The organism is Thiothrix sp. UBA5583 (assembly GCA_002425225.1).
Lineage (GTDB): Bacteria > Pseudomonadota > Gammaproteobacteria > Thiotrichales > Thiotrichaceae > Thiothrix > Thiothrix moscowensis.
The window spans coordinates 100,911-119,796 of record DILV01000016.1; the positions used below are offsets into that span (position 1 = coordinate 100,911).

At 55.4% G+C, this 18,886-nt stretch carries 20 protein-coding genes; 11 read left to right on the forward strand and 9 right to left on the reverse strand.

Annotation, left to right across the window (positions count from 1 at the left end):
• The 4 genes from B2U47_RS05585 to B2U47_RS05600 are packed head-to-tail and all read right to left on the reverse strand — an operon-like array spanning position 1 to position 4,680.
• Positions 1-1,356, reverse strand: a complete 1,356-nt coding sequence (locus B2U47_RS05585; RefSeq protein WP_296681761.1) for a sigma-54-dependent transcriptional regulator — start codon at positions 1,354-1,356, stop codon at positions 1-3.
• The gene (locus tag B2U47_RS05590; RefSeq protein WP_296681762.1) at positions 1,353-3,143 is read right to left on the reverse strand and encodes an ATP-binding protein; all 1,791 of its coding nucleotides are present in this window, start codon (positions 3,141-3,143) and stop codon (positions 1,353-1,355) included. The genes B2U47_RS05585 and B2U47_RS05590 overlap by 4 nt, the downstream gene beginning before the upstream one ends.
• A 2-nt stretch (positions 3,144-3,145) precedes the next feature.
• Positions 3,146-3,742 carry a nucleoside deaminase gene (locus tag B2U47_RS05595; protein WP_296681763.1) on the reverse strand — a complete coding sequence of 199 codons (597 nt, stop codon included), beginning with the start codon at positions 3,740-3,742 and terminating at the stop codon, positions 3,146-3,148.
• Positions 3,743-3,768: 26 nt separating this feature from the next.
• Complete coding sequence (locus B2U47_RS05600; RefSeq protein WP_296688267.1) at positions 3,769-4,680, reverse strand: septal ring lytic transglycosylase RlpA family protein; 912 nt, start codon at positions 4,678-4,680, stop codon at positions 3,769-3,771.
• A gap of 324 nt (positions 4,681-5,004) precedes the next feature.
• Here B2U47_RS05600 and dacB point away from each other — a divergent pair, with 324 nt between their 5' ends.
• Positions 5,005-6,465, forward strand: a complete 1,461-nt coding sequence (gene dacB, locus B2U47_RS05605) for a D-alanyl-D-alanine carboxypeptidase/D-alanyl-D-alanine endopeptidase (RefSeq protein ID WP_296681765.1) — start codon at positions 5,005-5,007, stop codon at positions 6,463-6,465.
• 32 nt (positions 6,466-6,497) lie between these two features.
• A complete protein-coding gene (gene msrA / locus B2U47_RS05610) occupies positions 6,498-7,121 on the forward strand; it encodes a peptide-methionine (S)-S-oxide reductase MsrA (RefSeq protein WP_296681767.1) in 624 nt (207 codons plus the stop codon).
• Here the strand turns inward: msrA and B2U47_RS05615 are convergent.
• A complete protein-coding gene (locus B2U47_RS05615) occupies positions 7,082-7,933 on the reverse strand; it encodes an esterase/lipase family protein (protein ID WP_296681768.1) in 852 nt (283 codons plus the stop codon). The genes msrA and B2U47_RS05615 overlap by 40 nt on opposite strands.
• Before the next feature lie 72 nt (positions 7,934-8,005).
• Between B2U47_RS05615 and B2U47_RS05620 the strand changes: the two genes are divergently transcribed.
• Entirely contained in the window at positions 8,006-8,689 is a 684-nt protein-coding gene (locus B2U47_RS05620; protein WP_296681770.1) for an HAD family hydrolase, read from the forward strand.
• Positions 8,690-8,798: 109 nt separating this feature from the next.
• The gene (locus B2U47_RS05625; protein ID WP_296681771.1) at positions 8,799-10,955 is read left to right on the forward strand and encodes a RelA/SpoT family protein; all 2,157 of its coding nucleotides are present in this window, start codon (positions 8,799-8,801) and stop codon (positions 10,953-10,955) included.
• A gap of 15 nt (positions 10,956-10,970) precedes the next feature.
• On the opposite strand, the gene B2U47_RS05630 is transcribed toward B2U47_RS05625, so the two are convergent.
• The 3 genes from B2U47_RS05630 to B2U47_RS05640 all read right to left on the reverse strand — a co-directional run bounded on the left by B2U47_RS05630 (position 10,971) and on the right by B2U47_RS05640 (position 13,971).
• On the reverse strand, positions 10,971-11,966 hold the full coding sequence (locus B2U47_RS05630; protein ID WP_296681773.1) for a type II secretion system protein N: 996 nt from the start codon (positions 11,964-11,966) through the stop codon (positions 10,971-10,973).
• A gap of 21 nt (positions 11,967-11,987) precedes the next feature.
• Entirely contained in the window at positions 11,988-13,004 is a 1,017-nt protein-coding gene (locus B2U47_RS05635) for an NAD-dependent epimerase (protein WP_296681774.1), read from the reverse strand.
• Between the two features lie 67 nt (positions 13,005-13,071).
• Complete coding sequence (locus tag B2U47_RS05640; protein WP_296681776.1) at positions 13,072-13,971, reverse strand: phosphoribosylaminoimidazolesuccinocarboxamide synthase; 900 nt, start codon at positions 13,969-13,971, stop codon at positions 13,072-13,074.
• 84 nt (positions 13,972-14,055) lie between these two features.
• Here B2U47_RS05640 and purE point away from each other — a divergent pair, with 84 nt between their 5' ends.
• The 5 genes from purE to B2U47_RS05665 are packed head-to-tail and all read left to right on the forward strand — an operon-like array spanning position 14,056 to position 17,394.
• The gene (gene purE, locus B2U47_RS05645; protein ID WP_296681778.1) at positions 14,056-14,556 is read left to right on the forward strand and encodes a 5-(carboxyamino)imidazole ribonucleotide mutase; all 501 of its coding nucleotides are present in this window, start codon (positions 14,056-14,058) and stop codon (positions 14,554-14,556) included.
• Between the two features lie 22 nt (positions 14,557-14,578).
• Positions 14,579-15,709 (forward strand): 5-(carboxyamino)imidazole ribonucleotide synthase, encoded by a 1,131-nt coding sequence (locus B2U47_RS05650; protein ID WP_296684036.1) that lies wholly within the window; start codon positions 14,579-14,581, stop codon positions 15,707-15,709.
• 7 nt (positions 15,710-15,716) lie between these two features.
• Positions 15,717-16,094 (forward strand): SirB2 family protein, encoded by a 378-nt coding sequence (locus B2U47_RS05655; protein ID WP_296681781.1) that lies wholly within the window; start codon positions 15,717-15,719, stop codon positions 16,092-16,094.
• Positions 16,094-16,687: a class I SAM-dependent methyltransferase gene (locus B2U47_RS05660; protein WP_296681783.1), complete on the forward strand. Its 594-nt coding sequence runs from the start codon at positions 16,094-16,096 to the stop codon at positions 16,685-16,687. The genes B2U47_RS05655 and B2U47_RS05660 overlap by 1 nt, the downstream gene beginning before the upstream one ends.
• Complete coding sequence (locus B2U47_RS05665; RefSeq protein ID WP_296681785.1) at positions 16,684-17,394, forward strand: DUF3299 domain-containing protein; 711 nt, start codon at positions 16,684-16,686, stop codon at positions 17,392-17,394. Before B2U47_RS05660 ends, B2U47_RS05665 begins: the two co-directional genes overlap by 4 nt.
• A 2-nt stretch (positions 17,395-17,396) precedes the next feature.
• On the opposite strand, the gene B2U47_RS05670 is transcribed toward B2U47_RS05665, so the two are convergent.
• Positions 17,397-17,786, reverse strand: a complete 390-nt coding sequence (locus B2U47_RS05670) for a VanZ family protein (RefSeq protein WP_296681786.1) — start codon at positions 17,784-17,786, stop codon at positions 17,397-17,399.
• Here B2U47_RS05670 and B2U47_RS05675 point away from each other — a divergent pair.
• A complete protein-coding gene (locus B2U47_RS05675) occupies positions 17,785-18,450 on the forward strand; it encodes an energy-coupling factor ABC transporter permease (RefSeq protein WP_296681788.1) in 666 nt (221 codons plus the stop codon). The genes B2U47_RS05670 and B2U47_RS05675 overlap by 2 nt on opposite strands.
• Before the next feature lie 119 nt (positions 18,451-18,569).
• Positions 18,570-18,869, forward strand: a complete 300-nt coding sequence (locus B2U47_RS05680; protein ID WP_296681790.1) for a TusE/DsrC/DsvC family sulfur relay protein — start codon at positions 18,570-18,572, stop codon at positions 18,867-18,869.
• Positions 18,870-18,886 lie beyond the last annotated feature (17 nt).

Here is an 18,886-nt window from a genome sequence, read left to right on the forward strand (position 1 = left end):
CTACTCGCGGAACTGCCCGCGCTCCAGCCCGTATTTCTTCATCTTGTCCGTCAGTGTTTTGCGCGGCAAATCCAGCGCTTCCATCACCTCGCGGGTATTGCCCTTGTGGTGGTTGAGCGCCTGTTCGATCAGGGTTTTCTCGAAACACGCCACCTGTTCTGCTAATGACAGCCCTTCCGGTTTCTCGCTCGACTGCATCAGTGCGGCAAGGTCGAAATTGTAAGCCTCCCCCAGCAACACATAGCGCTCGGCAATATTGCGCAATTCACGGATATTGCCCGGCCAGTCATGCCCCAGCAACACATGCAGCGCCTGGCTGTTGAGTGGCGGCACTTCGGTTTCGCACCGCGCTGCCGCCACCAGCACAAAATGTTGGAACAGCAAGGGAATGTCTTCGCGCCGCGCCCGCAATGGCGGCACTTCCAGCGTCACCACATTCAGGCGGTAATACAAATCTTTGCGGAATTCTGCCCGTTCCGCCGCTTCCTTTAAATCCACCTTGGTGGCAGCAATCACGCGAATGTCGAGTGGGATCAGCTTGTTGGAACCCAGCCGCTCAATCTTGCGCTCCTGCAACACCCGCAGCAGCGGCGCTTGTGTCGATAGCGGCATCCCCTCGATTTCGTCCAGAAACAGCGTGCCGCCGTTGGCATGTTCAAACTTGCCGATACGCTTGGTTTTCGCCCCGGTGAAAGCCCCCGCCTCATGCCCGAACAGCTCGCTATCGAGCAGGCTTTCAGGAATTGCCGCGCAATTGATTGCCACGTAATTATGGTCGCGGCGCTTGCTCTGCTCGTGGATGGAACGCGCCACCAGTTCCTTGCCCGTGCCAGTTTCGCCCCACACCAGCACATCGGCGTTGACGTTGGCAATGCGGGTAATCATCTTGCGCAGGTTCATGATGGCTGGGGTTTGCCCAATGATGCGCGGGCCGGGGCGGGTCTGGTTTTCCAGCGCCTCTTTCAGGGCGCGGTTCTCCAGTGTCAGGCGGCGTTTGTCGCTGGCGCGTTTCACCACTTCCACCAGTTGGGTGTTGGAAAACGGCTTTTCCAGCAGGTCATAACCGCCCTTGCGGATCGCTGCCACCGCCGTTGCCACATCGGCATGTCCGCTGATCAGGATCACCGGCAGGTCGCGGTCGATTTTCAGCACCCGTTGCAGTAATTCCAGCCCATCCATCCCCGGCATTCGGATGTCGGAAATGACCACACCCTCGAATTCGGGGGTGATTTTCGCCAAGGCTTCCGTGGCTGTTGCAAAGGTTTCCACCTCGTAACCTGCCAGCAACAGCGATTGCGCAGTAGCATCACGTACTGCCTTTTCGTCATCCACCAGAATGATGTTCGCCGTAGTCATGGCTGGCCTCCCTCGCTGGCCTGTTGCAGGGTCAGGGTGAAAATCGCCCCACCTTGCGGGGCATTGCGCACGCTCAGATTACCCTGCATGTCTTTGGCAAGTCGATAGGAAATCGACAGGCCCAGCCCCAGCCCTTTGCCGATGGTCTTGGTGGTGAAGAAGGCTTCAAACACATGCGGCATGGCGGCCTCACTGATACCAGAACCGTTATCACGCACGCTCACCGCCACCTGCCCATCGGCTTGTTGCAGGGCAATCCAGATGCGCTGTTCGGGCTGTTCCTGTACTGCGTCGGCAGCATTGCTCAGCAGGTTGACCAGAATCTGTTCCAGCCACACCAGATCGGCTTGCACGTAACGGGTGTTCTCGGCACGCAACTGTTCCAGCACGATCGGCGTTTGCACCAGTTTGGGCTGCACAATGCTGAGGGCAGAATCCAGCGCCCGGTGCAGGTCACAGGTTTCAATCTGCCCGGCACTTTTGCGCGAAAAGGTCTTGAGCTGGCGGGTAATCGCTGCCATGCGCTCGGTCAAGGCAACGATTTCAGTCAGGTTGCTGCGGGCAATCTCCGGCTTGCCGATGTCGAGGAATTGTGCGGCATTGTCGGCATAGGCGCGGATCGCGGTCAGCGGGTTGTTGAGTTCGTGGTTGATGCCAGCGGAAAGCTGCCCTAGTGCTGCCATTTTTGCCGCTTGCACCAGTTCTTCCTGGGTACGGCGCAGTTCATGGGTGCGCTTTTCGACCTTGGCTTCCAGTTCCTCGCGGATATGTTGCTCGTAATCGCGGCGCTGGCGCTGGTTTTTCCACACCGTATACACCAGCAGCAAGGTCAGCAACAGGATGAAGGCCGCCAGCAAGGTGCTGACCAGGGCTGTACGGCTAACATGGCTCCAGTCGGTCAGGACGTAGACATCCCAGCCCATCAGATTCATGCTGTGCCGTTGCGCCCAGTAGCTGTTTTCTCCGTAACCGACCCGCTGGGTTTCCAGGCTTGGGTCAATGCGCAAATAATCTGGCAGCAAACCAATCGGCAGGCGGTCATAACGCTGGTTGGCGTGCAATTCCGCCAGCACTTCCTCGGACAGGGGAAACAGGGATTTCTGCAACCAGTCGCTGTTGCTGGACATGAAGACCACGCCGTCATTCCCTACCACCATGAAACTGGCATTTTCCTGCCGCCAGGCACTTTCCTGATTGTTGATGTCGACTTTGGCAACCATGGCCCCTAGAGCCTTGTGATGCTCATCCGTCACGGCATGTGCAAAATAGTAGCCGCGCTTTTTGGAAGTCGTGCCAAGAGCAAAATAGCGCCCGATTTCCCCGCGCATCGCTTGCTGGAAATACGGGCGGAAGGCAAAGTTCTTGCCGATGAAAGACGCTTGGGTATTCCAGTTACTGGCTGCGATGGTCAGGCCGTCGGCACGCATCAGGTACAGGTCGGAGGTATGCGCAATCCGGTTGGCGGTTGCCAGTAATTGGTTGAGCTGTTGTAGCGTGGCAGAATCCGGGTTGCGGGTAGTAAGCACTGCACGGGTTTGCGGGTCTTGTGCCAGCAGTTCCGGCAGGTAGCTGTGTTTTTCCAGCTCAGCGTTGAGTTGTCCAACCAGTTGCTGGGTGAGGTACTGGGTTTGTTGCTGCAAACGCTGGGCTGCGCTTTGTTGCACAGTTTGATAAACGACTAGCAAGGTCAGCCCGGCAAACAGAGCAAACAACCACACCACCGCTGTCCGACTGGGCGGTAAACGTTTTCCCGGCAAAGCAGATGCGGGGGGCTGGTTGGCTTTCATCGTCAGGGGTCATGCTCTTTATCAGTGCAGGCGTTGTAGAGCATACCACCCGTTGCAAGGTAATGCTTCAGGACTGTTACTGCATCATCACGCAACACATCGGTCAGCACCTCAATGCCGCGTGCGGTCAGGGTTTGTTGCCAGTGGGCAGGTTTGCTGCCTTCATCAAAGCCGATGGCGCGGGCATCGGCATCACGTGCGCCGCACACTACCCGTTTCACGCCCGACCAAGGGATTGCCCCCAGACACATGGCGCAAGGTTCGCAGGAAGTGACGAGTTCGTGGGTAGGCAAGCCGGGGCTGGCGAGATCGTGGGTTTCCAGTCGTTGTTGAGCCAGTGCCAGTGCCACCATTTCAGCATGGGCATGGGAACAGTGGCTGGCTACCACGGCGTTGACCCCGACGGCTACCAGCACACCGGAATCACGCTCGAAGACAGCAGCGCCAAACGGACCACCGCTGCCTTCCGCCACATTGCGGCTGGTAAGGCGGATGACAAATGCCATGCGTGCGGTGACATCCGGGAAACAACTTGCCTCGTGGTGCAGGAAATCCCCTATCCACGCAGGCAGCAGGGTGTGCAGGTCAAAGATGCTCATACCCGGAGGGTAGCAGAGCTACCGGCTTATTCCAGTATTTCCACTTTGACCTTGGCAGTACCGGAACCCAACATGCCGATTTCCCGTGCGGCGGCTTTGGATAAGTCAATCACGCGCCCGTATTTGTGGAAAGCGCCCCGGTCATTGACCTTGACTTCCACTGAGCGGTTATTGCGCACATTGGTGACACGCAAACGGCAACCAAACGGCAGGCTGCCGTGGGCGCACGTCAGGTCATCCTGGTCGAAACGCTCACCACTGGCGGTGCGTTTGCCGTGGAAACCCGTCCCGTAGTAAGAGGCAGTGCCTACCTGAAACGGTTTGCCTGCCTTGACCGGGTGTTGCACAAGATCGTCAGCGGCAATGGCTACTGGCTGCTCTTCAGGTTCCTGTGTGGCTTCCGTCCCGTTTGCCAGTGAGTCTGGCATGACGTAATAGTCTTGGGGATTTTCACGGGAGGGATGCCAGACGTACTGTTCCTGAACGGCGTTACGTTCGGTGGCTTTGCGGCGGGTAGTGCGGGTGGGGTGTTTGTCCCGGTCGGTGCTGGCTGAAACTGCGGTTTTGCTGGTTTTGGACTTTTTGCCCGGTTTGTCCTTGTTTTGCTTGTCTTTACTGGCTAGTTTGCCGTGTTTGTCTGATTTTTCTTCTGCCTTGCCTTTGCGGCTCAGCTTTTTTTCTTCCTGTTTGTCTTTGCGGGTCAAGGTTTTTTCTGCTTTTTTGCCTGTGTCCTTGGCTTGTTTTGCTTCCTTCTTGCTTTCCTGCTTGGCAGCGACCTGTTTTTTGCTGTTTTTTCGTTCCTTCTGGTCAGCTATTTTTGAGGTTTTCTTCGACTCGGCTTGTTTGTTGGTTGTTTTTTTATCTGCTTTCTTGGTGCTGACGGTGGACTTTTCAGGGTGTTTGCCTTTGGCTTCGGCAAGGTCAGGCAGTGCTGCCATACTGACCGATAACCCCAACAAAACCCCTAAACTCCAGCGTTGTACAGAACTTGCGAAAACATTCGCGGACGGTTTCATCCCTATATCTCCAAGTAATAAATACAAGTGAAGGCAAAGCATAACACGATTGATGACAATGTCGAACAAGTCGGCTAATCTGTAAGTCAAGATGTGTAGGGAAACTTTTTTCCAAAATTAAGTCTATGTTTAAGAGCTATCTGCTAATTTGGGTAGATGGCTAAAGGGCTTTGAGCTTGAGTTTTGGGGCGTCAGCCTCTAGGCTGGACGTAAATCTTTGTGTGAAATCACTGTGAGGACATCACTATGCTGACTTGGCGCATTGCCGCAGCCGTTGCTTTATCCATTTCCATTTCAGCGTGCAGTTCACAACCGGCAGGAACAGCGGAAGAGGGCTCAACACCGCAGGTTAGCAGGGCTTATGCCAAAGCTGATGTTGCCCAGCATCAAGCACGCGCAACAGCACAGTACCGGGCATCTGCCGGTAATCCTGCCAGTATCCAGCCAACCCAGTTAAGCGCTGCGGGTGGAGACAAAACCTACCGTGGCCCCGGCAGGCTAGCGCGTTTGCCAGACAGCATTGCAGGCAGTATGCGTCAAAGTGGTTTATCGGAACAGAATATGGGCGCGTATGTACGCGCTGCCAATGGTGGGCAGCCGTTACTGACCGCGAATGCGGATATACCCCGCAACCCCGCTTCTACCATGAAGCTGGTGACAACTTATTCGGCCTTGGGTGTACTGGGGCCGGATTACCGCTTCCCGACTGAAATCTACACGACTGGCAATCTGGCGGGCGACACCCTGCAGGGTGATGTTGTCATCAAGGGTTATGGCAACCCGGATTTTCGTGAAGGTGACTTCCGCCAATTGCTGCAAGCCTTGCGGGCGCGTGGTATCCGCAATGTGGCGGGCAATTTCATCATCGACAAGACCTATTTCAGTGTCGGCAATCAGGCACCGATTGATGAAAATGTCAATGCGGCTTACAACGCCCAGCCAGAAGCCCTGCTCTACAACGAACGTGGCAGTTGTTATGAAATCAATCGCGCAGGCCAGATTCAGCGGATTTGTCCGGTTGCCCCGCGCAATGCCAATGACCTGAATGCGAACCTGTTTGGTGATTTCTGGAAAATCTGGGTGGGTGAAATGGGCGGTCATCTGAATGGTGGCCTGCAAATCGGCCCAACACCGGGTGGGGCGCAACTGGTGCATACCCATCATTCCCAGCCGTTGCGCAACATCATTGTCGAGATCAACAAGGACAGCAACAACGTCATGGCGCGTCAGTTGCTGTTGAGCATGGGGGCGAAACAGCACGGCGCACCCGGCACAACCCAGAAAGGAGCTGCTGCCGTTGGTCAATGGCTGGAAAGCCGTGGTCTGCGCTTCTCCAACCTGCGCATTGAAAACGGTTCCGGCCTCAGCCGCTCCGAGCGCATTTCCGCCCGTGAAATGGGTGAAATGCTGGTCGACATCTACAACAGCCCTTACCGTGATGAACTGATGGGTTCGATGGCGGTACTGGGGGTGGATGGCACGGTGAAAAACCGTTTGAAGAATCTGGCAGGGCGCGGCAAGTTCAAGACTGGAACCTTGCGTGATGTGCGGGCACTGGCGGGTTACATTACCGCCGCCAATGGTCAGCCGTATGTGGTTGCCATCCTGCACAACGATGCCAGCGTGCGTGCGGCTGGCAAGGCCGTGCATGACGATCTGGTGGAATGGGTGTATTTCGGCGGACAGAATGTCGCCAGCGCCTGGTAAGCCAGCCCAAGGTTAACGGTGGAGACAAGCTCATGTACAAGCAAACTGCGATGCCTGACGCTAGCACTGCCTTACCGGGGCGACCCACTGCCATGCCGGTGGAAAACCGGCATTTCGTCCATGCGACTCCGCTCCAGCCCCCGTTTCCCGAGGGGCTGGAGCAAGCCCTGTTCGGGCTGGGCTGTTTCTGGGGGGCGGAACGCAAATTCTGGCAACTACCCGGCGTTTACACCACAGCGGTAGGCTATGCTGCCGGTTTCACCCCCAACCCGACCTACCGTGAGGTTTGCACCGGCATGACCGGGCACAATGAGGTGGTACTGGTGGTGTTTGACCCACAACAGGTCAGCTATGCCGGTTTGCTGAAAGTGTTCTGGGAAGCGCATAACCCGACCCAGGGAATGCGTCAGGGTAATGATGTGGGCACGCAGTACCGTTCCGGCATTTACACTTTTTCGACACAGCAGCAAAGCGAGGCGGAAGCCAGTTTTGCCCGTTATCAGGTTGCGCTGGCTGCTGCCGGTTATGCGCCGATTACCACCGAAATTCTCAGTGCCCCGCCCTTTTACTACGCAGAAGATTACCACCAGCAGTATCTGGCGAAAAATCCCGGTGGTTATTGTGGGCTGGGTGGAACCGGCGTGACCTGCGGGTAAGTTACCGGTTTTGCTAGAATGCCTGCCAGTACCTGTCCATCCGTGATTCCCATGAAATGGTCGCCAGTGACAGGCCATACTTCTGAACGCCCGTGCAGGGCATACACATTGTTCATGTTTTGGCTGTAACGCGGCACAAAAAAGTCAAAACGGTCAGGGCGTGGTTCGTTGTCACGTACTACCGAAGCATAACGGATAGCCGGGTGTGGCTGGTGGTTCAGCCAGTAGAGGAAATGTCCCGGTTGTTCACGGCGCAGGTCACGGTAAAGGTCTTCGGCATCATCCATCCACTTGCCGAAGCCTGTCTCACTGGCAAGCATTCCCATCGGTGTATCATTGGCAAGGCAGGCCATGTCGGCTGCCAGCGTACCCACATGCGGGGATGCCACTGTTACCAGTGTATCCACGGGTACACTGGCAAAACGGGTCAGCCAGCCACGTGCTACCAGCCCTCCAGCAGAATGCCCAACCAGCGTCAGTGGTTCCTGGCGTTCGGCATAAATGCGTTGCAGGTAAGCATCCAGCATTTGTGCTTGCAACATCACGGGTGCACGCGGTGGCAGGTCAAGGGTGTAGAACACCTTGGTGGGGCGTTGCCTGAGCTGGTAGGTATTGACCGCACCTTGTCGGGTCATGAGGAAATTGCCGCCATCCACCCAGCCATGTTGCTGCAAGCCCGGTGTGACACCTGCCATGCGCCAGTCCATGCCCTTGCCTTGCAAGCCATGGATTAGCACTGCTGTTTGCGCCCACAAAGAGGCGGGGAATAGCAATATGACCAATAGCGGGGCTATCCAATAACGGGCTTTCATGTCAACCTCCCTTGTAATCAGACTAGTATGTTAGTAGGTTCTAATATTGATATTACTGCATCAGGTTCAACCATGACAATCCGTTGTATTGCATTCGATCTTGACGATACCTTGTGGGCTTGCAAGCCGGTCATTGTGCAAGCCGAGCAACGCTTTTATGAATGGCTGGCACAGCATTATCCGCGCATTACCGACAACTATTCCCCAGCGGAACTGGTGCAAGACCGGGTGGCTTACATGCGGCAACACCCGAAGTTGCACCACAATCTGACCCATCTGCGCAAACAATGGATAGCAACACTGGCGCAGGCGCACGCTTACCCGGAGTCCTTGGTGGATGCAGGGTTTGAAGTCTTTTGGCTGGCTCGCAATGAAGTCACCCTGTTTGATGGGGTGCGGGAGGTGCTGGATTCTCTGGCAGGCCGTTTTGTCACCGGGGTGATCAGCAATGGCAATGCCAGTGTTCACCACATCGGCATCGGGCATTTGTTTGACTTTGTACATAGCGCGGAAGCAGCCGGGGTTTCCAAACCAGACCCGGAAATTTTCCATCAGGCACTCGCCAAGGCCGGGGTGGAGGCACATCAGGCGGTGTATGTGGGGGATGATCCCGTGCGGGATGTGATGGGAGCCGCACATGCCGGTTGGCGTACTGTCTGGTACAATCCGTCAGGAGAGGAGTGGACAGGTGATGGCAAGCCGGATGCAACGATCAACCATCTTGCTGAACTGGAGTCCATTGTTACAAAATGGTGAAAAACCGCATCAATAATCATAAGGGCTGAATACAGGGTCGTGATAACGACATTTTACATTCGACCATACCGCTATCAAGGACGAAGGCAAAAGAGGAAACGACGCTGACATGCAACATAGTCAGATTGCCAATACCGGATCCCGTACCCGTCAGGCATGGGTTGAACGTTTCTGGGTATCCGAAGACGAGAAAGACCTCTACTTGCTGGGAGAGGTCATTGATTCCATTCTGAAATTTCCACCGGCTGAGGATGCCTTGCAGCCATCCTGCCTGGATGTGGCGGAAATCCTGCGTCATCTGGATTCCGATCAGTCTACCCTGTTGGCGGCCTTGCTTGCAGACAACCGCTTCAACGCGCTGTTGACGCTGGCTGAAGTGGAAAAGCATTACGGCAGCACTACCCGCCAGTTGCTGGAAAGCGTGCGCCAGTTGCAAGCCTTCCGTGATTGTATTGATGGTATTGATCCAACCCCGCACGAACGTGCCGAACAGTTGCGGCAAATGATCCGTGCGGTGATCGGCAACCCGCGTGCGGTACTGATCAAGCTGGCTTGGAACCTGCAAGTGTTGCGCCTGCTGTCACGTCAGGAAATCAGCGAAATGCACCGCTGCGTCGCCCGCCTGACGATGGAATCCTACGCGCCCTGGGCCAACCGTTTGGGTGTTAGCCAGATCAAATGGGAACTGGAAGACCTTGCCTTCCGTTTCCTGCAACCGGATACCTACAAGGCCATCGCCAAGTCGCTGTCTGACAAGCGTATCGAACGCGAGCAGTACATCGCCGATTTCACCGACACCTTGCGGGATTTACTCAAGGAACACAGCATCAAGGCCGAGGTGTACGGTCGCCCCAAACACATTTACAGCATCTGGAAGAAAAAGCACCGCAAACAAGTGGAAATCAGCGAGTTGTACGATCTGCGGGCGGTACGGGTGATGGTGGACGACATCAACACCTGCTACAACGTGCTGGGGCTGGTGCATGACCGTTGGGTGCATATCCCCGACGAATACGACGATTATATCGCCAACCGCAAACCCAACGGCTACCAGTCGATCCACACTGTGGTGCTGGGGCCGCAGGGCAAGTATGTGGAAATCCAGATCCGTACCCGTGAAATGCACCGTTTCGCCGAACTGGGGATCGCAGCTCACTGGCGTTATAAGGAAGGCGGCAAGTACAACCAGGCAATTGAACGCGCCATCAACAGTTCCCGGCGGATGCTGGAATCCGGCGAATCCGACACCGACCTGCTGGAGGATTTCCGTACCGAAAACCTTGAGGCACGCATTTTCGTCGTTACCCCCAAAGGGCAGATGTTTGATTTGCCGGAAGGCGCAACGCCGATTGACTTTGCTTACCATGTCCACACCAGTGTGGGACATCGCTGCCGGGGAGCCAAGGTCAACGGCAGTATCGTGCCGCTGAATAGTCCACTGTTCAATGGGGCGCAGGTTGAAATCATTACCGGCAAGGAAGAGCGCCCACGTCAGGACTGGTTGGTCAAGGAACTGGGTTACATCAAGTCTGGCAGTACCCGCCAGAAAATCCGCCAGTGGTTCAGTCAGCAGAACCACGAACAGAACTGCAAGGATGGCGAACGCCTGTTGGAAAAAGAGCGTCACCTGCTCAACCTCAACAAGCTGGATTACGCCGCGCTGGCGAAACATTTCAACCGTAACAGCGAGCGTGAATTCCTGATTGCGGTAGGCAAAAATGACATTTCCACCACCCAAGTGCGCCAGTTGCTGGTACGCTCACATGAGCCGGAACTGAAGTTCCGCAAATCCAAAGCGGCGGAGTCGGGGGCGGGTGATGTCGAAGTACGCGGTGTCAAAAAGCTGTTTACGCAAATGGCAAAGTGCTGCCACCCGGTCAACGGCGACCCGATTGTGGGCTATTTGTCACAAGGGCGCGGGGTGATTGTACACCGGGCAGATTGTGCTGAACTGATCAATCTGCGCAAGGAACGGGAAGAACGCATCATTGACGTGACCTGGGGGAGTCATGCCACCGCTTATATTGCTGATGTGCGCATTTCCACCTTCAACAAGTCCGGGGTACTGGGAGAGGTTGCCAGCCTGCTGGCGAAAGAAAAGGTCAATATCCAGAGCTTACACACCCGCGATACCAATGACCCCTGTTTCGCCATCATGGACATCGCTCTGGAAATCAAGGATGTGGATCAACTGGGGGATATTCTGGAAAAGCTGCTGCAACTGTCTTCCGTGCTGGATGTGCAGCGCAAGGGCGCAGGGAATTGAGGTTCCCCGCCTGTTTTAGAATGACAATGGCAGGGTAATTTGCTGTCCGCCACGGGTAATGCCGAGTGTCACCTGGGAAGCGCTCGCTGCCCCTTGCAAAGCCTGCATTCCGGCGGCAGGGCTATCCAGTACGGAACCATTCACCGTGGTGACAATATCCCCCGGCTGTAAGCCCAATTGGTTGAACAGGGCAGTGTTGCTGCCCGGCATCAGGCGGAAACCGGCAAATTTGCCATCCACTTCGTGAGGCTGTGGGCTGGCGACTTCCAGCAGGCGCATGTTGTTGTTCAGGACAGCCTGACGGAATTCACCGAGGTTGGCGGCATCCGAAGACGGTGGTGCAGGTGGTGGCGGTACGATTCCCGGATCTACCACGGGTTGACCGTCAGGCACAGGGGGTTCTTCTGCCTCAGGGGGGGGCATACCGGGGTGCCCATCCATGACAGGTACTTCAACAGTTGGCGGAATGTCCATCATGGGGGGGGCATCAGGTATCCCACCACCTGCACTATTACCACCAGTCTGTTCGATTTTGGGCAGTTCCAGTTTTTCCAGTTTGTCATTGCGTCGCAAGGTAACATGGGTGGAGAAGATTTCTTCGAGTACCGCTCCCGAGTTGCCGATGGTTTTGCCAATGGTGTAGGCTTTTTGTTCACTCCCTTCCTCAATCACCGCATAACCCCGTTTGTCCGGCAAGGCATATACACCTTGAAGCTTCAGGGCAAGTTGGGTGTTCTGGATGGGTTCGGCAGGTGCTGCTGCTGTTTTGGCAGCCTGCTCACCGAACAGGTGCAGATCCGCAATCTTTGCTCCCAGATCCTGCATGACTTCCGTGGCATCTGTGACTGGAGGAGGTGCATCCAGACGGGTGACAGGGGCTTGCGCGGGAAAAAACATCCAAAGCAGCCGAGCCAGCAGGAAGCCACACAGGATGACCAGCAAGAAGCTGACGTAATCCGGGGAATGATTGACGACACGCTCCAACAAGCGTGACTGCCGGGTTGCTTGCATGGTTAATTCCTGCACATAAGGTTAAACCTGATAATAATCCCGATACCATTCGACAAAGCGGCGCGTGCCTTCCTCCACCGACATGCTGGGGCGATAACCGACATCCTGCACCAGTGCTTCCACATCGGCGTAGGTATCCGGCACATCGCCAGGTTGCAGCGGCAGCAGGTTCAGTTCGGCCTTCATGCCCAGTGCCTTTTCAATCGCGCTGATGTAATCCATCAACTCTACCGGGTTCTGGTTGCCGATATTGTAAATCCGCCACGGGGCTTTGCTGGTTCCGGGGTCGGGCGCAGTGCCTCGCCAGTCCGGGTTGGGGCTGGCAGTATGGTCGAGGGTGCGGATCACGCCTTCCACAATATCGTCGATATAGGTGAAATCGCGGCGGTGCTTGCCGTAGTTGAATACATCAATCGGCTTGCCCGCCAGGATCGCTTTGGTGAACTTGAACATCGCCATGTCCGGGCGGCTCCACGGCCCATACACGGTGAAGAAACGCAGCCCGGTGGTCGGCAAGCCGTACAAATGCGAATAGGTATGCGCCATCAGCTCGTTGGCTTTCTTGGAAGCGGCATATAGCGACAACGGGTGATCCACATTGTCATGCACCGAAAACGGCATAGACTCATTCGCCCCGTACACCGAACTGGAAGACGCATACACCAGATGCTTGACCCCGTTGTGGCGACAACCTTCCAGAATGTGCGCAAACCCCAGCAGGTTACTGTCGACGTAAGCCAGCGGGTTGTCGATGGAATAGCGTACCCCGGCTTGTGCGGCCAGATTCACCACCGCATCCAGCCCTTGTTCGGCAAACAGTTTCGCCATGCCGTCACGGTCAGCCAGGTCGAGGCGGAAGAAGGTGAACTTGCCCTCACCGGCAGCATCGACCACCCGCTGCAAACGGCGCTCTTTCAGGCTGACATCGTAGTAATCGTTGAAATTGTCGATGCCGACCACTTCATCGCCGCGTTCCAGTAGTTTCAGGGCTAGGTGCATCCCGATAAAACCGGCTGCGCCTGTTATTAGTACTCGCATAGATTCTCCTGTAAGAAATCTCTCCCGGCCTCCTCTGACAAGGGGAGGTTAGGAGGGGTTTCTTCTCTCATTTCATCAGTAAATCCGCCACTTCCCGGTATTTGGCAGCAGTTTTTTCCCGAATTGCGGTCGGCAATTCCGGGCCGGGTGCGGTTTTGCCCCAGTCCAGCGTTTCTAAATAATCGCGCACAAACTGTTTGTCAAACGATGGCGGACTAATGCCCGGTTGGTACTGATCAGCAGGCCAGAAGCGTGAGGAATCGGGGGTGAGGATTTCGTCGATCAACACCAGTTTGCCATCCGCATCCAGCCCGAACTCGAATTTTGTATCGGCAATGATGATGCCACGCTGAAGGGCATAGGCCGCCGCACGGTTATACAGTTCCAGACTGACGCTACGGATTTGTTCAGCTAATTCCGTGCCGATTTTGTCCTGCATTTCGGCAAAGCTGATATTGATGTCGTGCGTGCCGACATCGGCCTTGGTGGATGGGGTGAAAATCGGCGCGGGCAAGCGGTCTGCCATTTGCAAACCCGCTGGCAGGCTGATGCCGCAGACTGCGCCGGTTTGCTGATAATCCTTCCAGCCGGAACCAATCAGGTAGCCGCGTACAATGGCTTCTACCGGTAAGGCTTTCATGCGCTTGACGATAATGCTGCGCCCGTGCAATTGGGTTTTTTCCGCTGCTGTCAGGGGCAGATCATCCAGCGTTTTGTCGCTCAAATGGTTGGGAATCACGTCGCTGAGCAGGGCAAACCAGAAATTTGCTACCTGGGTGAGAATGACGCCTTTCTGTGGAATCGGGTCGGGCATGATGACATCAAACGCAGAGAGCCGATCCGTGGTGACGATCAGCATGTGCTGCGCATCCACCGCGTAAATATCTCGCACTTTGCCACGTGCGATCAGGGGAAGGGAGGTAATTTGCGTCTCGAAAACAGTCGCAGGGGTATCAGTGCTTGCCATTGTTGTGTATTGCCATTATCAAAATAGTGCGAAAGTAAACATCGCGGTATAATATCAGATTTTGCAGGAAATAAGGGTAGCAGTATGACCCAGCCCGGTTCAGTAGTCGTCGGTGTTGTCATGGGCAGTAACAGCGACTGGAATGTGATGTCCAAAGCGGTCGAACAGCTTGAAAAGTTTGGCATTGCCCATGAATACCGGGTGGTTTCTGCCCACCGCACCCCTGATTTGCTGTTTGAATATGCCGAAACCGCGCGTAGTCGTGGCCTCCAGTGTATCATCGCGGGTGCAGGTGGCGCGGCGCATTTGCCCGGTATGCTGGCGGCGAAAACTACCGTGCCGGTGTTGGGTGTGCCCGTCACAACCCGTGCCTTGAGCGGGGTCGATTCCCTCTATTCCATCGTGCAGATGCCCAAGGGTGTGCCAGTGGCGACGTTTGCGATTGGTGAAGCGGGTGCTGCGAATGCAGCCTTGTTTGCGATTGCGATGCTGGCAAATGCAGACCCTGTGCTTGCCGAAAAGCTGGCACAATTCCGTGAAGAACAACGGCAACACGCGATGAATATGCCGCTCCCCCCTGAATAACCCTGATCAGTTTTTGGTTTTTATGACACTACTTCCCGGATCAACCATCGGTATGCTCGGCGGCGGGCAGCTTGGGCGCATGTTTACTGTTGCAGCCCGCACTCTCGGCTATCACGTGATCGTGCTGGAACCCGACCCGCACAGCCCCGCAGGTCAGCTTGCCGATGAACACATCACCGCACCTTACGATGATACGACTGCCCTGACCCTGTTTGGCAAGGCGTGCGATGTCATCACCACCGAATTTGAAAACATTCCTGCCACAACCCTGGAATTCCTTGCCCAGTATTGTCCGGTACGCCCGTCTGCCCGTGCGGTGGAAATGGCGCAAGACCGGATTGTCGAAAAGGAGTTCGTGCGTGCCTGCGGTTTGTCGCCGGTTCCGTTTGCCGCGATTCGCCAGGCGGAGGATATTGCTGCCGCGCAAGGTTTGGTCAGTTACCCCGCCATTCTCAAAACCGCCCGACTGGGTTACGACGGTAAAGGGCAGATGACGGTCAATTCCGCCGCAGAAGCCGAAACTGCGTTTGCCGAACTGGGCAAGGTAGCGTGTGTGCTGGAACAACGGGTGGCGCTGGAACGCGAGATTTCCGTCATACTCGCTCGTAATACCCTGGGTGAAGTGCGCTGTTTCCCGGTGGCAGAAAACGAGCATCGCAATGGCATTCTGCATCAGACCATCGTCCCGGCGCGGATTAGCCCGGAACTGGCACAAGCTGCACAGGCTGCGGCTGCCCGCATGGCTGAGCAACTGGCTTTTGTCGGGGTAATGGCGGTGGAATTTTTTATCACCACACAGGGCGAGCTGCTGGTCAACGAAATGGCTCCGCGTACCCACAATAGTGGGCATTACACCCTGGATGCCTGTCTGACTTCGCAATTTGAGCAGCAGGTACGCATGGTGTGTGATCTGCCGTTTGGCGATACTCGTCTGCTTTCTCCGGTGGTGATGGTCAACCTGCTTGGCGATGTCTGGCATGATGCGCAGCCCGACTGGCTGGCACTGCTGCAAAGCCCGAGTACCAAACTACACCTGTACGGCAAACGCGAAGCCCGCCCCGGACGCAAAATGGGGCATTACTGCACCCTGGCAGCCCAGACGGAAGATGCTATTAGCGAGGCGGGGCAGATTTTCCAACAATTGCAAAGGTAAGCACCACATGGACACTCATACAATGATTCTGAAAGTACACGTCATCATCGCCTTGTTGTCGGTGGCGGTTTATGTCATCCGGGGTTTCTGGATGCTGACCAACAACCCGGCAGTGGCTGGCAAGTCGGCGCTGGTTAGTTCTTCCCTTTCCATGCTGATCCTGCTGGGAACCGGTTTGTGGATGACGTTTGTCAGTACCACGCATGGCATTGACAGTTTCACCATCACCAAGGCGCTTGGGCTGGTGGCTTACGTGATTCTGGGGGTAGTGGCGCTGAAACCCGGTCTGGGCAAGCCTGTCGCGATCGTCTTGTGGCTGGCTGGGCTGGGTGCATTTGCCTACACCTTCCTGTTTGCCAAACAAATGATTCCGGCGCTGCTCTGATGGCTGATATTCCCTACACTGGCAAGCTGCGCGAAGACCTCCGTTTTGACACGGAGCTTTGCGGGCACACGTTCACCTTTCTGTCTACGTGGGGGATTTTTTCCCCGCGTGAAATTGATGATGGCACTGATCTGCTGTTGAAATACCTGCACATCAACCTGACAGACGACTGTTTCGATCTTGGTTGTGGCTACGGCCCAGTGGGTCTGGCAATGGCGAAACTCGCCCCACAAGGCCAGACCCTGATGGTGGACAAGGATTTCATGGCGGTGGAATACGCCAACCGTAATGCCGCTTTGAACCAATTACCGAATGCCAAAGCCATGTTGAGCAACGGGTTCCAGCACATCGACAAGGATTTGCGCTTTGATGTGATTGCATCCAACATCCCCGCGAAAGTCGGCAAGGAAATGATGAGTATCCTGCTGCACGACATGAAAAAGCACCTCAAGCCGGGCGGGCGGGTTTACCTTGTCACCATCAACGGCTTGCGTGAATACATGAAGCGCAACCTCAAAGAAACCTTCGGCAACTTCGACAAGTTGAAACAAGGTCAGGCTTATACCGTGTCCTATGCAGAGAAAAACAAATGAAAACAGGAATTTTGCCGGTCGTATTGCTGGCTGGTTTGCTAGCAGCCTGTGGCGAAGACAAAACGGTTGAAAAGCCAGCCGAACCTGCGTTAGCCAGCAGTGCGTCTACACCCTCCAGCGCTTTGCCTGCCAATGCGCCTGCTGTCGGCACGCCGATTGCCGAGGTTGCCAAAACGGATGGCAAGCCCAAACAGGATGGTGAATTCACTGAAATCGAGTGGGAATCGCTGGAATTACCGGGGCAAGGGCTGGCTGACATCATGCGTAAATACCAGTCGCAAATTGATGCCATTCCTGAAGGCGATCCGGCGGAAGATGCGGTGCTGGAAAAAATGCAGGCTGAAATGAATTCCGCCCCTGTCAATCCGGCACTCAACGGCAAGAAAATCAAAATCCCCGGTTTCATTTCCCCGCTGGAAGTAGATGATGGCAAGGGGATGGTGAAGGAATTTCTGCTCGTGCCGTATTTCGGTGCTTGCATCCACGTACCGCCGCCACCGCTCAACCAGACCTTGCTGGTCAAGCCACAAGAGGGCAAGAGCATCGGTATGGAACGCATGTATGAGCCAGTCTGGGTGTATGGCACGATTGTGACCGAGCAAATTCACACCGATCTGGCTGAAGCGGGCTACCAGATCAGGGATGCGCGCGTAGAAATTTACGACATTGCAGCAGATTCACAGCCTGCGGGCAGCAACAAGCCGTAGTTTCAGCCTTGCGGATGCGGGATCATGCGTTGCAAGACCTGTTTCCACAACAGCCAGTACAGCAGCACCCCGATGGCATCCGCCACGAAATCGGCGACGGAAAACGAGCGCCAGGGGGTGAGGGCTTGCGCTATCTCAATGAAAGCTCCATAAGAGAGTAGTAAAGGTACTTTCCAGTGCCAGAAGCTGCGCAGGCTTGCCAGATCCAGCAGGGCTGCAAAGCCAAAAAACGACAGGATGTGCATCACCTTGTCGGCGTTGTGGGTTTCCAGTCCGCTGATAGGGAGCAAAGCAACCACCGTGCCTGCCAGCAACAGGGCAATATACAGTCGTTTCAACAGGGGTCGGGTTTGCGACAAACTCGATTGCAAGCGTGAGAGGATAGCTTCCATGGATATTCCTGCTAGTGTTTTCAACGAAGACTGGTTACTGGTCGCCGGTTTCGTGCTGTTTTTGTTGCTGCTGCGGGCGGGGCGCAGTGCGCCGTGGGCCTATGTGCGTGAGCATGTGCATGTTTACCTGGGAGCCATTGTGTTTGCAAGTCTGATCTGGATGTTGCGGGCAGGTATCGGTAGCCATCTCACGTTCCATTTTCTGGGTGCGGTGGTCATGACCCTGATGTTTGGCTGGGAACTGGCACTGCTGGCATTGACCGTGGTGGTGACAATCACCTTCTGGCGACTGGATGCCGGTTTGCTGGCAGTACCGCTCAACACGCTGGTAATGGGCGGAATCCCGATCCTGATCACGCATTTCCTGCTGCGCTGGAGCCAGCGGCGGCTGCCGACCAATATTTTCGTATTTGTATTCGTCAATGCTTTTCTGGCGGGGATACTCGGCACGATTGCCGTGGTGGGAGCGGGAAGCCTGTTGCTGTGGCTGACGGAAACTTTTTCTGCCAGTTACCTGCAATCTTATTATTTGCCGTTCATTCCGCTGCTGATGCTACCGGAAGGCGTAATCAACGGTATGTTGACGGCGATTGTGGTGGTGTACAGGCCACAGTTGATTCCGGTGTTTGATGATGCACTCTACTTGCGCAAGCGCGGGGAGTAGCCAGTGGTAGCGGCAGGCAATCCATCATACCCGCTGTGAATATTGACACCCGCACCCCATTTATCATTTCATTGGCAATACTTGATTAAATTACTAAGGCAATTTGAGGAGATGAAACTATGAGCATTGAACTGCCAGCCCGTGATGGCGACGGTTACTTGTTGAGCATGGAAGACTGGACACCCGAAATCGGTCAAGCCATGGCGGATGCCGATGGGGTGGAGCTGACGGAGGCCAAGTGGGAGCAGATCATGAAAGCCCGTGAATATTACGATGATCAGGCTGTGGTTCCACCTATCCGCAAGTTTTCCAAGTACATCAACATGGATCAGAAAGAACTGTTCGCCATGTGGAAAACCGGCCCAATGAAACCGATCACCAAATACGGTGGTTTGCCCAAGCCAACCGGTTGCGTGTAATTTCTTGCAGGGGCGGT

Bases quoted from the DNA above. Each gene is read 5' to 3' on its own strand.
- B2U47_RS05630 (WP_296681773.1), bottom strand. From the start codon at position 11,966: ATGCAAGCAACCCGGCAGTCACGCTTGTTGGAGCGTGTCGTCAATCAT.
- B2U47_RS05655 (WP_296681781.1), top strand. From the start codon at position 15,717: ATGGACACTCATACAATGATTCTGAAAGTACACGTCATCATCGCCTTG.
- B2U47_RS05595 (WP_296681763.1), bottom strand. From the start codon at position 3,742: ATGAGCATCTTTGACCTGCACACCCTGCTGCCTGCGTGGATAGGGGAT.
- B2U47_RS05660 (WP_296681783.1), top strand. From the start codon at position 16,094: ATGGCTGATATTCCCTACACTGGCAAGCTGCGCGAAGACCTCCGTTTT.
- B2U47_RS05680 (WP_296681790.1), top strand. From the start codon at position 18,570: ATGAGCATTGAACTGCCAGCCCGTGATGGCGACGGTTACTTGTTGAGC.
- B2U47_RS05670 (WP_296681786.1), bottom strand. From the start codon at position 17,786: ATGGAAGCTATCCTCTCACGCTTGCAATCGAGTTTGTCGCAAACCCGA.
- B2U47_RS05620 (WP_296681770.1), top strand. From the start codon at position 8,006: ATGACAATCCGTTGTATTGCATTCGATCTTGACGATACCTTGTGGGCT.
- B2U47_RS05585 (WP_296681761.1), bottom strand. From the start codon at position 1,356: ATGACTACGGCGAACATCATTCTGGTGGATGACGAAAAGGCAGTACGT.
- B2U47_RS05590 (WP_296681762.1), bottom strand. From the start codon at position 3,143: ATGAAAGCCAACCAGCCCCCCGCATCTGCTTTGCCGGGAAAACGTTTA.
- B2U47_RS05665 (WP_296681785.1), top strand. From the start codon at position 16,684: ATGAAAACAGGAATTTTGCCGGTCGTATTGCTGGCTGGTTTGCTAGCA.
- B2U47_RS05615 (WP_296681768.1), bottom strand. From the start codon at position 7,933: ATGAAAGCCCGTTATTGGATAGCCCCGCTATTGGTCATATTGCTATTC.
- purE (WP_296681778.1), top strand. From the start codon at position 14,056: ATGACCCAGCCCGGTTCAGTAGTCGTCGGTGTTGTCATGGGCAGTAAC.
- B2U47_RS05650 (WP_296684036.1), top strand. From the start codon at position 14,579: ATGACACTACTTCCCGGATCAACCATCGGTATGCTCGGCGGCGGGCAG.
- B2U47_RS05600 (WP_296688267.1), bottom strand. From the start codon at position 4,680: ATGGCAGCACTGCCTGACCTTGCCGAAGCCAAAGGCAAACACCCTGAA.
- dacB (WP_296681765.1), top strand. From the start codon at position 5,005: ATGCTGACTTGGCGCATTGCCGCAGCCGTTGCTTTATCCATTTCCATT.
- B2U47_RS05640 (WP_296681776.1), bottom strand. From the start codon at position 13,971: ATGGCAAGCACTGATACCCCTGCGACTGTTTTCGAGACGCAAATTACC.
- B2U47_RS05635 (WP_296681774.1), bottom strand. From the start codon at position 13,004: ATGCGAGTACTAATAACAGGCGCAGCCGGTTTTATCGGGATGCACCTA.
- B2U47_RS05675 (WP_296681788.1), top strand. From the start codon at position 17,785: ATGGATATTCCTGCTAGTGTTTTCAACGAAGACTGGTTACTGGTCGCC.
- B2U47_RS05625 (WP_296681771.1), top strand. From the start codon at position 8,799: ATGCAACATAGTCAGATTGCCAATACCGGATCCCGTACCCGTCAGGCA.
- msrA (WP_296681767.1), top strand. From the start codon at position 6,498: ATGTACAAGCAAACTGCGATGCCTGACGCTAGCACTGCCTTACCGGGG.